The sequence below is a fragment of the Roseomonas fluvialis genome (assembly GCF_022846615.1).
GTDB classification, from domain to species: domain Bacteria; phylum Pseudomonadota; class Alphaproteobacteria; order Acetobacterales; family Acetobacteraceae; genus Neoroseomonas; species Neoroseomonas fluvialis.
This window is the reverse complement of record NZ_AP025637.1, coordinates 1,330,794-1,343,309: the sequence shown is the minus strand read 5'-3', so window position 1 is coordinate 1,343,309 and position 12,516 is coordinate 1,330,794. Positions and strand designations below refer to the sequence as shown.

The following is a 12,516-nucleotide window of genomic DNA, read 5'->3' as shown; positions in this document are numbered from 1 at the left end:
CTTCCCGCTGCGGCGCGCCGGTGCCAGCCTGCGCCGCGCAAGGAGACAGACCATGACCACCGAAGCCGCCATCACCGCCTGGCTCGCCTCCCAGAAGGACGCGATGCTGCGTGAGATCGAAGCCATGGTGAACACCGATGGCGGGTCCTACGACAAGGACGGCGTCGATCGCACCGGCCAGCAGGTGGTGCGCTTCCTGGGCGCGCACGGTATCGCGACGGAAGTCGTACCTCAGCAGAAGCATGGCGACTGCATCCGCGGCATCGTCGAAGGCGGGCACGCGCTCGGCACCGGCAACCAGCGGTCCAACATCGTGCTGATGGGCCATCGCGACACGGTCTTCCCGAAGGGCGAGCCGGAGCGCCGGCCCTTTCGCATCGACGGCGGCCGCGCCTATGGCCCCGGCGTGTCGGACATGAAGTCGGGCATCGTGATGAACATGTTCGTCCTCGCTGCCTTCGCGAAGTTCGGCGGCGCGCCCGGCCCGCTGGTCGGTCTGTTCACCGGTGACGAGGAGATCGGCAGCCCCGAAGGCCGCCCGGTGATCGAGGCGGAGGCCGGCAACGCCCGCGTGGTGTTCAATTCGGAACCCGGCCGCGTCTCCGGCAATGTGGTGAAGGCGCGCAAGGGCGGCGTCTTCTCGGTCGTCGACATCGAAGGCAAGGCAGCGCATTCGGGCGGCAACTTCGAAGCGGGCATCAGCGCGATCGGCGAGGCGGCGCACAAGATCGTGGCGATCCATGCGCTGACCGACCTCAAGCGCGGCATCACGCTGAACGTGGGCCTGGTGCAGGGCGGGCAGTCCGTGAACACCACCGCGCCGACCTGCCAGTTCCAGATCGACCTGCGCTACATCGAACCGGCGGACCGCGACGAGATCATGGGCAAGATCCACGACATCGTCGCGCGCGCACATGTGCCAGGCACGCGGTCGGCACTCACCATCAAGGGCGAGTTCCGGCCGCTGAACCCGACCCCCGCGAGCGAGCGCGTGTTCAGCGTGTACCAGGCTGCGGCGGCGGAAAGCGGCCTGAAGGTCGACGCGGAATTCACCGGCGGCTGCGCCGATTCCGGCTTCACCGCCGCGCTCGGCGTGCCGACGCTGTGCGGCGTGGGGCCGGTCGGTGGCTTGGCGCACAGCCCCGAGGAATACCTCGAGGTCGAGAGCATCGTGCCGCGCGCGCAGGCGATGGCGCGCGCGATCCTGCGGCTGGAGCAGGCGGGGCTTTAGCCCGCGTCAGCCGCGCCAGGGCCGCACCTGCCACAGGGCCTTCAGGCTGTTGTCGATCGACTGCGCGAAGGCCTTGTATTCGGCACCCACGAGTGGGCGCAACGGCATGTTCTGGCGCCCCGCCTCGCGCCGGAAGCCTTCATCGTTCAGCGCGGCGCGGAAAGCGGCTTCAAGTCGCGCCACCACCGGCGGGGGCATGCCCGGCGGCCCGACGATGCCGCGCGATGCGCCGCCGATGATGTCGAAGCCTTCCTCGCGGAACGTCGGAACGTCGGCGGCCTCCGGCTGACGGCGCGCCGCCCCCTGCGCCAGGATGCGCACGCGGCCCTCGCGCTTGAGTTGCAGCGCGTCGTTCACGTTCAGCACCGCCAGGTCCATGTTGCCGCCCAGCAATTGCGGGATCAGCGGCGCCGCACCCGCGAAGGGCACCTGCACCAGAGGCGGCGTATTCGCCGCGGCCTCGAAGGCCAGCATGAACAGGTGGTCGTCGCTGCCGATGCCGGTGGTGCCGTAGGTGACGTGGTTGGGCCGCGCGCGGGCCGCCGCGACCACGTCCGCCACGCTGCGGAACGGGCTTTCGGCGCGCACGTAGAAGCAGTTCGCGTCCTCGACGATGTTGCACAGGAAGGTGAAGTCCATCGCGCGGTAGCGCACCTGGCGCTCGAGCGGAATGGCGCCATGCGCCGGGATGGTGGTGGCGCCGATGGTGTAGCCGTCCGGCGCGGCATTGAAGGTGGCCTCGAGCCCGATCTGCCCGGCGGCACCGGTGCGATTCACGATCACCGGGCGCATCCCCGGGATCTGCGCCGCGACCAGTGGCATCACCAGGCGGGTCATGACGTCCACGCCGCCGCCGGCGGGAAACGGCACGATGACCTCGACCGGCTTGTCGGCGGGCCAGGCGGCCTGGGCACGGAGGGTTGCGGGCGCGGCAAGCAGGCCCGCACCTGCAAGCAGGGCGCGACGGCTGGGCATGGCGTTGGTTCCTCCCGAGGTGTTCGTTGCGGCCACGCTAGGCGCCGTCGCGACACCCCTGCAAGGATTTCAGCGCCGCCAGGGCCGACGGGCGAACATCGCGCGCACTGCCTCCCCTTCCGCCAGCACCATGTCGCGATAGGCGCGCCCGACCAGCGGGCGCAGCGGCAGGGAGACGCGATCCGCGGCCGCGGTGAATTCCGGGTCGGCGAAGGCGCTCGCGAAAGCGGCCTCCATGGCGCGCGCGGCCTCGGGCGGGAAGCCGGGCGGCGCCACGATGCCGCGTGCGGACCCGATCACCACGTCGAAGCCCTGCTCGCGGAAGGTGGGCACGTCGGGCACCGCGGACCAGCGCGCGGGGGATGCCTGGCCGAGGCAGCGGATGCGCCCTTCGCGCAGCAGCACGATGCCTTCGCTCATGTTGAAGGACGCGACGTCGACCGCGCCCGAGAGCATGTCCCGCTGCACCTGCGCCGTGCCGTTGAAGGGCGCGTGCAGCGCGCGGACATCGGCCTTCTCCTCGAGTCCCAGCAGCACGAGATGGTCGTCGGACCCCACGCCGGCGGCGGAGCCGACCGAGACACTTTCCGGCTGACGCTTCAGCGCCGCGACCAGGTCGCCGAGACCGCGCAGCGGCGAATTCGCCAGCACCCATAGCCCGCAAGCATCGTCGACGACGTTCGCGATATAGGTGAATTCGTCGGCCTTCCAGCGCACCGGGCGTTCGAGCGGCAGCGTCGAGACGTTCAGGCTGCCGATCGCGCCGATGGTGTAGCCGTCTGGGGCGGCATTGAAGATCGCCTCCATGCCGAGCTGGCCCGAGGCGCCGGCGCGGTTCACCACCACGAAGCGCACGCCGGGCAGGCGGGCGGTGATGTGGTGCGTGGCGAAGCGCCCGACCGCATCCACGCCGCCGCCGGGCGGGAAGGGAATGATGACCTCGATCGGCCGGTCGGCCGGCCAGGCCGCGCGCGCTGCATGAAGCGCAGGCAGCGACAGGCCGAGGGTGGCCAGCGGCAGATGGCGGCGGCGGATCATGGCGTTCCCCGATTGGTCGTTGCCGCGAGCCTCGCCTTCGCCGCGGCGCCGATCAAGCGCTTTCCCTGCCGCCCGACGCACCGCACAATCGGCGCCGCACGGCACGGGGGAACCATCGATGGATGCGGCACTGCGCGATCGCTTCGGCGTCGAGGGCCAATGGGGAGTGTGGCGCGAGCACACGATCCGCTGGGCGGAATGCGACATCTACGCGCATGTGAACCACGCCGCCTACCTGACGTTGTTCGAGGACATGCGCATCGACTGGTGGCTTGGTGCGGGCGGCGCATTCGGTCCCGACAAGCCCGGCCCCGTCGTGGGGTCGCTGGAGGTGAAGTACCACCGGCCAGGGCATTTCCGCGACGACGTGCTGCTGTGCGTGCGCACCGCATCCTTCCGCCGCACGTCCTTCGTGCACCAATACGCGATGTGGCGCGACGGGCTGCTGTGTTCGGCGCGCGCGCTGTGCGTCGTGATCGACAATGCGACGGGGCAGAAGGCCGAGATCCCCGAGGCGATGCGCGAGCTGATGTCCGAGCGCGACGGCGCGGTGGCGGAGGTCTAGGGTCCAAACCCGTTCAGACCCGAGGCGGATGGCCGAGGATCGCGTGGCAAGCCGCCAGGAAGGCCGCGCGGCCGACGCCGGTGGCATCGGCAAGCAGCCCGACACTGCGGATGCCACGCGCCCGGCAGATGATCGGGTTTGGACCCTAGAGCGCCACCACCAGGTCCACCTCGACCAGCGCGCCCACGGCAAGGCCGGTGACCCCGACGCAGGTGCGCGCCGGCAGGCCGCCGGCGAAGGCCGCTTCCCAGACCGCGTTCATCGCCGCGTAGTCGCGCGCGAAATCGGTCAGGTAGACGCGCGCGAAGACGGTGCGGGCGATGTCGCCGCCGCAGCCTTCCACCACGGTGCGCAGGTTGGCGATGACCTGCGCGGTCTGCTCCGCGACGCCGCCCGCCACCAGCTCCGTCCCGCCACCCGGCAGCGTGGGCATCTGGCCGGTGACGAACAGGAAATCCCCGGCCCGCACGGCGTGGCTGAACGGAGCCACGCGGTCGGGCGCGCCGGGCAGGATGTGGCGGGTGATCTCAAGCATCCGGCGGGTCCTTCATCTCGCGCGCGCGGGCGGCGAACCAGTCCGCCACCGCCATCAGCAGGTAGCCCAGCAGGAATACGAGGTTGATGACGACCAGCCAGAACAGTTGCCGCTCGCTGACCGTCTCCTCGAGCGCCATCAGCGCCTTCAGCATCGTGACGCCCGAGATCGCCGCCATCGAGGCGAACAGCTTCTTCTTGAGCCCGCCGAAATCCACCGTGGTCAGCCAGGCCGGCCAGCGCCGCGGCCCGGCCGGGTCGATGCGCGAGACGATGTTCTCGTAGCCCGAGAAGATGACGATGACGACGAGCCCCGCCATCAGCGTGAGGTCCACCAGCGAAAGCGCCTTCACGATCGCCTGGTGCTCGGAATAGGACATGGCGTTGGTGACGGCGGCGTAGAGTTCCCGCAGGAAGGACGCGAGCAGCGTGAACAGCGCCACGATCAGCCCGAGGTAGAAAGGCACCATCGCCCAGCGGCTGACGACGATGATGCGTTCGATCAGCCGCTCCATGGCGGCTACAGGCCGCGTTCGGCGCGCGTCGCGGCCAGGTCGTCCTCGATGAAGGCGCGCACCAGGTCTTCCAGCGATTCCTGCTCGACGAAGCCGAGGCGCCGCGCGCGGGTCGCGGCGAAGGCGGCGGGCCAGCCCACGACAATGTCGAAAACCTCACGGTCGAAGGCGAAGCCGACCTTCTCGCGCGCGGCATGGCCGGCCACGGTTTCCAGGGCTTCGAGCATCTTGGCGACGGTCGCGCTGCGCCCGGGCGGGTTGATGCCGCGGTCGGTGCCCATGGTCGAGGTGTCCATGGATGCCGCGTGGAGGAACCATTCCATGGCGCTGCGCGGCGAGCAGATCCACACCGCGAATTCCGGCGGCACCGGGCAGTCGGTGGACAGGCCCAGCAGCGGTTCGCGCACCACGGCGGAGACGAAGGACGACGCCGCCTTGTTCGGCCGCCCTGGCCGCACCATCACGGTCGGCAGGCGGATGTTCACCGCATCCAGGAAGCCCTTGCGGGTGGCGTCCTGCAGCAGCAATTCGCCGATTGCCTTCTGCGCGCCATAGGAATTGGTCGGCACCTGGCGGCCATCATCGGGCACGACGGCTTCCTGCCCACCGCCGAAGGATGCGACCGAGGAGGTGAAGATAACACGCGGCTTGGTGCCCAGCGCGCGGCAGGCCGCCAGCACCGCCAGCGTGCCGTGCAGGTTCACCTTCATGCCGAGGTCGTAGTCGGCCTCGGCCGCGGCGCTGACCACGGCGGCCAGGTGGAAGACCACCTCGGTGCCGGGCGGGATCGCCTCGGCGACCGCGGCGGGGTCGGCGACGTCGCCGCCCAGGCAGCGCAGCGGGAAGGGCGTGGCGATGGCCGCCGGCGCGGCAAGGTCGAACAGCGTGAGGCCGGTGATGGCGCGTCCACCCAGCGTGCCGTCCTTGGCCAGCCGCGTCGCCAGCTTGCGGCCAAGGAAACCGCCGCCGCCCAGGATGGTGATCTTCATGCCGTGAACCCTGCTGAGAGGCTCCTGGTTTGGCGCGCGGCGCGGCGCGGCGCAATATCCGCGGTATGATTCCGAACGCGCCCTTCCGCTTCATCGTCAACCGCCAGCACGGCACGCCCGGCCTGGTGGTGTTGCCCGAGGGCGGTTTCCGCCGCGCCAAGGCCGAGATCGCGTCCTGGCCGGGTTATGCCGCGACGCCGCTGATCGACCTGGCGGACATCGCCGCCGCCGCGCGCGTGGCCAGCCTGCATTACAAGGACGAGGCGCCGCGCTTCGGCCTCGGGTCCTTCAAGGCGCTGGGCGGCGCCTATGCGGTACTGCGGCTGCTGCAGGCCGAATTGTCGCGCCGCGGCGTGGCGAATGCCGCGACCGCCAACGAACTGATGGATGGCACCCACAAGGACGCGACGCGCACCATCACCGTGACCTGCGCGACCGATGGCAATCATGGCCGGTCCGTCGCTTGGGGCGCGCAGCGCTTCGGCGCCGCCTGCGTGATATTCGTGCACGAGACGGTCAGCCAGGGCCGGCGCGACGCCATCGCGCGCTACGGCGCAACCATCCGCGTGGTGCCCGGCACCTACGACGACGCGGTGCGCGAGGCACAGAAGCAGGCGGATTCGCAGGGCTGGTTCGTGGTCAGCGACACGTCCTACCCGGGCTATACCGAGGTACCGCGCGACGTGATGCAGGGCTACCGCGTGATGGCCGACGAAGCCGCGGACCAGATCGGCACCGCACCGACGCATGTGTTCATCCAGGGTGGCGTGGGCGGCGTGGCGGCCGCCGTGGCGGCGCAGATGCGCGCGCGATTCGGCGCGGGTCCGCGGGTGATCGTGGCGGAACCCGACAAGGCCGCCTGCCTGCTGGCGAGTGCCGAGGCCGGCGCGCCCGTCACCGTGCCGGGGGATCTCGATACGCTGATGGCCGGGCTCGCCTGCGGGGAGCCGTCCTTGCTGGCGTGGCAGGAACTCGAGCGCAGCGCCTTCGCCTTCTGTTCCGTCACCGACGACAGCGCGGTGGCGTGCATGAGGCTGCTCGCCGCCCGCCGCCCGCCGGTGGTGGCGGGGGAAAGCGCGGTGGCGGGCTTGGCGGCACTGCTGCTGGCGGCCCGGGAGCCATTCGCCCGGACTGCGCTGGGCCTCGATGAGCACAGCCGCGTCCTGCTCTTCGGGACCGAGGGGGCGACCGATCCGGAGGTCTATGGGCGGCTGGTCGGGACCTCCCCTTCATCAGACTGACTTTTTTCTGTAATCTCCCCGTAAAGGCGCAGGGCTAAGCCGCCGCGTCGCACAACGGGAGAGGACGACATCATGCATCGCCGCACATTGCTCACCGGGGCTGCCTCCCTGGCCGTGGCCGCGCCCGCGCTGGGCCAGACGCAGCCGATCGAGATCCAGTTCTGGCACGGCCTGGCGCAGCCGCTGGGCGGGATGCTGGAACAGCGCGCCACCGACTTCAACGCGACGCAGACCAAGTATCGCGTCGTGCCGACCTTCCGTGGCTCCTATCCGGAGACCATGGTGGCCGCGATCGCGGCCTTCCGCGCCAGCAACGCGCCGCATGTCGTGCAGATGTTCGAAGTGGGCACCGGCACCATGATGGGCGCGGGCCGCGCGGTGAAGCCGGTGCACGAGCTGCTGGCGGAAACCGGCGTGCAGATCGACTTCGACGACTACCTGCCTGGCGTGCGCGGCTACTACAGCCTGTCGGACGGGCGGATGATGTCGATGCCGTTCAACAGCTCCACCACCGTGGTGTGGTACAACAAGGACGCGATGCGCCGCGCCGGCGCCGATCCCGAGAAGTTCCCCGAGACCTGGCAGGGCGTCGCCGAGCTGCTGCCGCGCCTCAAGGCCAATGGCGGCACCGCCGTGCCGATGTCCACCGCCTGGCTGACCTGGGGGCAGATCGAGAATTTCTCGGCCATCCATGACATCCCGTTGGCCACGCTGGCGAACGGCTTCGGTGGCCTGGGGACGGAATTGCGCATCGCGAACCCGCTGGTGCAGCGCCACATGGAGGCGCTGGCCCAGTGGCAGAAGGATGGGCTGTACCGCTACGGCGGCCGCAACAACGCGGGCGAGCCGGCCTTCCCGAATGGCGAGGCGGCGATCATGTTCACCTCCTCCGGGTTCCGTGCGCGGGTGCAGCGCGAGGCCCGCTTCGGTTGGGGCGTGGCGATGCTGCCCTACTACGAGGGCACGCCGCGCGCGCCGATCAACTCCATCATCGGCGGTGCCAGCCTGTGGGTGATGAACAAGGGCCCGGCCGCCGGCGGCGGTCGTTCGCGCGGCGAATTCGAAGGCGTGGCCGAGTTCTTCAAGTACCTGTCCAACCCCGAGGTCGACGCGCAGTGGCACATGGACACCGGCTATGTCCCGGTGCGCCGCGCGTCCTACGCCATCGCGAAGGACCGCGGCTTCTACCGTGAGAATGCCGGCGCCGACGTGCCCATCGAACAGCTGCTGCGTGGCGGCGGGACCCTGACCGACAACAGCCGCGGCATCCGGCTGGGTGGCTTCGTCGAGATCCGTACCATCATGGAGGAGGAGCTGGAGCGCGCCTTCCAGGGCCAGCAGACCGCGGCCCAGGCGCTCGCCAACGCCACCACGCGCGGCAACGTGGTGCTGCGCAACTTCGAACGCGCAAACCGCGGCTGAACACCGGCACGACGCCGCGGAGGATCGATTGCGCAAGAAAGTCATCTTCCGTGGCGTCGCGCTGCCCTACCTGCTGCTGGCGCCGCAACTTCTCATCACGCTCGTGTTCTTCTTCTGGCCGGCAGGGATGGCGGTGTGGCAGTCCACGCAGCGCGAGGACGCCTTCGGGCTGAACACCGAATTCGTGGCGTTCGAGAACTTCACCGACCTGTTCCGCGACCCGATCTACCTCAACGCGGCATGGAACACGGTGGTGTTCTCCTCCGCGGTCACGGTGCTGGCGCTGGGCTCGGCCCTGTTCCTTGCGGTGCAGGCGGATAAGCACATCCGCGGGGCGGGGCTGTATAAGACACTGCTGATCTGGCCCTATGCCGTCGCACCCGCGCTGGCGGCCGTGCTGTGGCTGTTCATCTTCCATCCGTCGATCGGACTGGTGGGCAAGGCGCTGGCGGTGATCGGCGTGCAGTGGGATTTCCGCCTGAATGGCGGGCAGGCGATGACCATGGTCATAATCGCGGCCGCCTGGAAGCAGGTGTCCTACAATTTCATCTTCTTCCTGGCGGGGCTGCAGTCGATCCCGACATCCGTGCTGGAGGCCGCCGCCATCGATGGCGCGCGGCCGATGCGCCGCTTCTGGACGGTGATCTTCCCGCTGCTGTCGCCCACCGCCTTCTTCCTGCTGGTGGTGAACCTGGTCTACGCCTTCTTCGACACCTTCGGCGTGATCCATGCGCTGACGCGTGGCGGGCCCGGCAACGCGACCGAGACGCTGATCTACAAGGTCTATGTGGACGGCGTGCAGAACCTGAACTTCGGTTCCTCGGCGGCGCAATCGGTGATCCTGATGGTGATCGTCATCGGTCTTACGGCCATCCAGTTCCGCTACATCGAACGCCGGGTGCACTACTGATGTCGGCCACCATCGATGTCGAACGCCTGGCTGCCGCGTCGCGCCGGCGGCGCCTGCGCGGGCGCATCCTGACGCATGCCGCGCTGATCCTGGGCGTGATGATTTTCGCGCTGCCCATCTGGATCACGCTGGTGGGCTCGACCCACGATACCGACACGATCGGGCGCGGCGACGTGCCCCTGCTGCCGGGCGGCGAGGCCTTCACCAACTACGCCCGCGCATGGGCCGAGGGCGGCGGCGGGCGCAACACCTTCTCGGTGCCGGCCAGCACCATGCTGCTGAATTCGCTGACCATGGCGCTGGTCATCGCCTGCGGAAAGATCGCGATCTCGCTGCTGTCGGCCTTTGCGGTGGTGTTCTTCGCCTTCCCGTTCCGGATGTTCTTCTTCTGGATGATCTTCATCACCCTGATGCTGCCGGTCGAGGTGCGGATCATCCCGACCTTCCAGGTGATGACCGATCTCGCGCTGATCAACACCATGACAGGCCTGACACTCCCGCTGATCGCGAGCGCCACCGCCACACTGCTGTTCCGCCAGTTCTTCCTGACCATCCCCGACGAATACGTGGAGGCAGCGAAGGTCGACGGCGCCGGGCCCATGCGATTCTTCAAGGACGTGGTGCTGCCGCTGTCGGTCACCAGCATGGCCGCACTTTTCGTCATCCAGTTCATCTATGGCTGGAACCAGTACCTCTGGCCGCTGCTGATGGTGTCCGACCGCGACCTCGAGACGGTGATCGTCGGGCTGACCAAGATGATCGGCATCGGCGATACGCAGAACGAGTGGAACCTCATCATGACCACCGCGGTCTTCGCGCTGCTGCCGCCGGTGCTGGTGGTCGTGCTGATGCAGCGCTGGTTCATCCGCGGCCTGACCGAGACGGAGAAGTAAGCGCGTGGCCAGTCTCGACATCGAGGGCGTGACCAAGTCCTTCGGCACCACCAAGGTCCTGCACGGCATCGACCTTGCCATCCAGGATGGCGAAATGGTGGTGATCGTCGGCGCGTCTGGCTGCGGGAAATCGACGCTGCTGCGCATCGTGGCGGGGCTCGAGACCGCGACATCGGGTGCGGTGAAGATCGACCAGGTGGATGTGACGCCGCTCGAACCCGCCGACCGCGACATCGCCATGGTGTTCCAGACCTATGCGCTGTATCCGCACATGACCGTGTTCGACAACATGGCCTATGGCCTCAAGATCCGCGGCCTGCCCAAGGCCGAGATCCGCGCGCGCGTGCAGGAAGCGGCCGACTTGCTGTCGATCGGCCAGTTGCTCGAACGCAAGCCGCGGCAGCTTTCGGGCGGCCAGCGCCAGCGCGTGGCGATGGGCCGCGCCATCGTGCGCCACCCCAAGCTTTTCCTGTTCGACGAACCGCTGTCGAACCTGGATGCCAAGCTGCGCGTGCAGATGCGCGCCGAGATCCGGCGGCTGCAGAAGCGCCTGCGCGTCACCTCCCTGTTCGTCACCCACGACCAGGTGGAGGCGATGACGCTGGGCGACCGCCTCGTGGTGATGCACGAAGGCCGCGCCGCGCAGATCGGCACGCCGATGGAGGTCTGGGCACGCCCGGCCGACACCTACGTCGCCTCCTTCATCGGCTCGCCCGCCATGAACTTCCTGCCGGCCACGCTGACCGAGGGCGGCCAGGCCGCGCGGCTGTCGGGTGGCGCCCTGTGGCGCTTCGTCGATGGTGCCCGGCCGGGTGGCGAGGGCCACGCGGTCACCATCGGCATCCGCCCCGAACACCTGCTGCCGACACCGGACGGGGGCCTGGCGCTGACCGTGGAACTGGCCGAACCCCTGGGATCGGAGACCGTGCTGCACGGCCGCCTGCCCGACGGCACGCAGCTTTCAGCCCGTGTGCCGGGCGCGCTGGCGGCGGAGAGCATCACCCTCGCCCCCGAACCCGCCGCGCTGCATGTCTTCGATGCCGGCACCGGCAAGCGGATCGACCCGCCCTGACCCGCCATTGACCCGGCGGCAGCGCAAGGTCACATACCGGCACGTCCTGTCGGGAGGCCATCCAATGAATCGTCGTCACATCCTCGGCCTTGCTGCCGCCGGCGCGATGGCGCCAGTCGCCGCCCGCGCCCAGTCCGCCGCCTGGCCGAGCGCCCCGGCGCGGCTCGTTGTCCCCTTCGCCGCCGGCGGCCCCACCGACATTCCCGCGCGGCTGCTGGCCGACGAGATGTCGAAGGCGCTGCCGCACCGGATCGTGGTGGAGAACCGCACCGGCTCGGGCGTCGTGATCGGCACGGACCTGGTGGCGAAGGCGCCGAAGGATGGCCAGACCATCCTGTACACGACGGTGGGCCACGCCTACCTGCCGGGCCTGTTCGAACGCCTGCCCTTCGACCCGGTGGCGGATTTCACGCCGGCCGCCTTCATTGGCCAGATCCCGCAGATCATGCTGGTGAACAAGGACTTCCCGGCGCGCACCCTGCCCGAGCTGATCGCGCTGCTGCGCGCAAACCCGGGCAAGTACGACTACGCCTCGTCAGGCAATGGCGGCGCGGTGCATCTTGGGACCGAGCTGTTTCTGTTCATGGCGGGCCGGCTGCAGGTGAACCACATCTCCTTCCGCGGCTCCTCGGCCGCCATGCCGGAGGTGCTGTCGGGCCGCATCCCGATGATCTTCGACGTCGCCGCCGGCGCGCTGCCGTATATCCAGCGCGGAGAACTGCGCGCGCTCGCGATCAGCACACGCACGCGCATGCCCTATGCGCCCGACATCCCGACCTTCATCGAGGGCGGCGTGCCGGATTTCGAATGCTACACTTGGCACATGGCGATGACGCCGTCCGGCACGCCGGCCCCGGTGGTGCAGGCGATCAACGGCGCCTTCAACCGTGCGCTGGCGCTGCCCGCGGTGCAGGAACGGCTGTCGCAGATGACCATGAACGTCACCACCGACAGCACGCCCGATAGCGCCGCACGCTTCCTCGCAAGCGAGATGGCGAAGTGGACGCCGGTGATCCGCGCGGCGGGCATCCGCCCGTCCTGACCGGCCGGGCGTTCGGCGACCGCTTGAGAATGCCGGCCCCGGCCTGCTCCCCAACCTAGCCACCCAAAAGGTTTATCGTACTGGATGGG

Annotated in this window: 13 protein-coding genes; 8 read left to right on the top strand and 5 right to left on the bottom strand. The window is 69.2% G+C overall.

Annotated elements, in window-relative coordinates; genetic code table 11:
• The first annotated feature begins 52 nt into the window (after positions 1-52).
• Entirely contained in the window at positions 53-1,231 is a 1,179-nt protein-coding gene (locus tag MWM08_RS06570; protein ID WP_244458662.1) for a M20 family metallopeptidase, read from the top strand.
• Positions 1,232-1,237: 6 nt separating this feature from the next.
• On the opposite strand, the gene MWM08_RS06565 is transcribed toward MWM08_RS06570, so the two are convergent.
• A complete protein-coding gene (locus MWM08_RS06565) occupies positions 1,238-2,206 on the bottom strand; it encodes a Bug family tripartite tricarboxylate transporter substrate binding protein (RefSeq protein ID WP_244458661.1) in 969 nt (322 codons plus the stop codon).
• Positions 2,207-2,275: 69 nt separating this feature from the next.
• Positions 2,276-3,244: a Bug family tripartite tricarboxylate transporter substrate binding protein gene (locus MWM08_RS06560; protein WP_244458660.1), complete on the bottom strand. Its 969-nt coding sequence runs from the start codon at positions 3,242-3,244 to the stop codon at positions 2,276-2,278.
• A gap of 118 nt (positions 3,245-3,362) precedes the next feature.
• On the opposite strand from MWM08_RS06560, the gene MWM08_RS06555 reads away from it, so the two are divergent.
• The gene (locus tag MWM08_RS06555) at positions 3,363-3,809 is read left to right on the top strand and encodes an acyl-CoA thioesterase (protein ID WP_244458659.1); all 447 of its coding nucleotides are present in this window, start codon (positions 3,363-3,365) and stop codon (positions 3,807-3,809) included.
• Positions 3,810-3,954: 145 nt separating this feature from the next.
• Here the strand turns inward: MWM08_RS06555 and MWM08_RS06550 are convergent, their stop codons facing one another.
• Genes MWM08_RS06550 through denD form a run of 3 tightly spaced genes read right to left on the bottom strand, consistent with a single transcriptional unit; the run spans position 3,955 to position 5,847 of the window.
• Entirely contained in the window at positions 3,955-4,344 is a 390-nt protein-coding gene (locus MWM08_RS06550; protein ID WP_244458658.1) for a RidA family protein, read from the bottom strand.
• Positions 4,337-4,858 carry a YqhA family protein gene (locus MWM08_RS06545; protein ID WP_244458657.1) on the bottom strand — a complete coding sequence of 174 codons (522 nt, stop codon included), beginning with the start codon at positions 4,856-4,858 and terminating at the stop codon, positions 4,337-4,339. Before MWM08_RS06545 ends, MWM08_RS06550 begins: the two co-directional genes overlap by 8 nt.
• 5 nt (positions 4,859-4,863) lie before the next feature.
• Entirely contained in the window at positions 4,864-5,847 is a 984-nt protein-coding gene (gene denD, locus MWM08_RS06540) for a D-erythronate dehydrogenase (RefSeq protein ID WP_244458656.1), read from the bottom strand.
• Positions 5,848-5,912: 65 nt separating this feature from the next.
• Between denD and MWM08_RS06535 the strand changes: the two genes are divergently transcribed.
• From MWM08_RS06535 to MWM08_RS06510, 6 genes are all read left to right on the top strand, one after another.
• Positions 5,913-7,088: a diaminopropionate ammonia-lyase gene (locus MWM08_RS06535; protein ID WP_244458655.1), complete on the top strand. Its 1,176-nt coding sequence runs from the start codon at positions 5,913-5,915 to the stop codon at positions 7,086-7,088.
• A 72-nt stretch (positions 7,089-7,160) separates the two neighbouring features.
• Entirely contained in the window at positions 7,161-8,510 is a 1,350-nt protein-coding gene (ugpB, locus tag MWM08_RS06530) for a sn-glycerol-3-phosphate ABC transporter substrate-binding protein UgpB (protein ID WP_244458654.1), read from the top strand.
• Between the two features lie 28 nt (positions 8,511-8,538).
• Positions 8,539-9,420, top strand: coding sequence for a sn-glycerol-3-phosphate ABC transporter permease UgpA (ugpA, locus tag MWM08_RS06525; protein ID WP_244458653.1), 882 nt, complete (start codon positions 8,539-8,541; stop codon positions 9,418-9,420).
• Positions 9,420-10,313: a sn-glycerol-3-phosphate ABC transporter permease UgpE gene (ugpE, locus tag MWM08_RS06520; protein ID WP_255751388.1), complete on the top strand. Its 894-nt coding sequence runs from the start codon at positions 9,420-9,422 to the stop codon at positions 10,311-10,313. Before ugpA ends, ugpE begins: the two co-directional genes overlap by 1 nt.
• A 4-nt stretch (positions 10,314-10,317) precedes the next feature.
• On the top strand, positions 10,318-11,385 hold the full coding sequence (locus tag MWM08_RS06515; protein WP_244458652.1) for an ABC transporter ATP-binding protein: 1,068 nt from the start codon (positions 10,318-10,320) through the stop codon (positions 11,383-11,385).
• A 64-nt stretch (positions 11,386-11,449) separates the two neighbouring features.
• Entirely contained in the window at positions 11,450-12,427 is a 978-nt protein-coding gene (locus tag MWM08_RS06510) for a Bug family tripartite tricarboxylate transporter substrate binding protein (RefSeq protein WP_244458651.1), read from the top strand.
• The last annotated feature ends 89 nt before the right edge of the window (positions 12,428-12,516 follow it).

Excerpts from the sequence above, each read along its gene's own strand:
- MWM08_RS06565 (WP_244458661.1), bottom strand. The coding sequence starts at position 2,206 with ATGCCCAGCCGTCGCGCCCTGCTTGCAGGTGCGGGCCTGCTTGCCGCG.
- MWM08_RS06555 (WP_244458659.1), top strand. The coding sequence starts at position 3,363 with ATGGATGCGGCACTGCGCGATCGCTTCGGCGTCGAGGGCCAATGGGGA.
- MWM08_RS06560 (WP_244458660.1), bottom strand. The coding sequence starts at position 3,244 with ATGATCCGCCGCCGCCATCTGCCGCTGGCCACCCTCGGCCTGTCGCTG.
- MWM08_RS06570 (WP_244458662.1), top strand. The coding sequence starts at position 53 with ATGACCACCGAAGCCGCCATCACCGCCTGGCTCGCCTCCCAGAAGGAC.
- ugpB (WP_244458654.1), top strand. The coding sequence starts at position 7,161 with ATGCATCGCCGCACATTGCTCACCGGGGCTGCCTCCCTGGCCGTGGCC.
- denD (WP_244458656.1), bottom strand. The coding sequence starts at position 5,847 with ATGAAGATCACCATCCTGGGCGGCGGCGGTTTCCTTGGCCGCAAGCTG.
- MWM08_RS06545 (WP_244458657.1), bottom strand. The coding sequence starts at position 4,858 with ATGGAGCGGCTGATCGAACGCATCATCGTCGTCAGCCGCTGGGCGATG.
- MWM08_RS06510 (WP_244458651.1), top strand. The coding sequence starts at position 11,450 with ATGAATCGTCGTCACATCCTCGGCCTTGCTGCCGCCGGCGCGATGGCG.
- MWM08_RS06550 (WP_244458658.1), bottom strand. The coding sequence starts at position 4,344 with ATGCTTGAGATCACCCGCCACATCCTGCCCGGCGCGCCCGACCGCGTG.
- ugpE (WP_255751388.1), top strand. The coding sequence starts at position 9,420 with ATGTCGGCCACCATCGATGTCGAACGCCTGGCTGCCGCGTCGCGCCGG.
- MWM08_RS06535 (WP_244458655.1), top strand. The coding sequence starts at position 5,913 with ATGATTCCGAACGCGCCCTTCCGCTTCATCGTCAACCGCCAGCACGGC.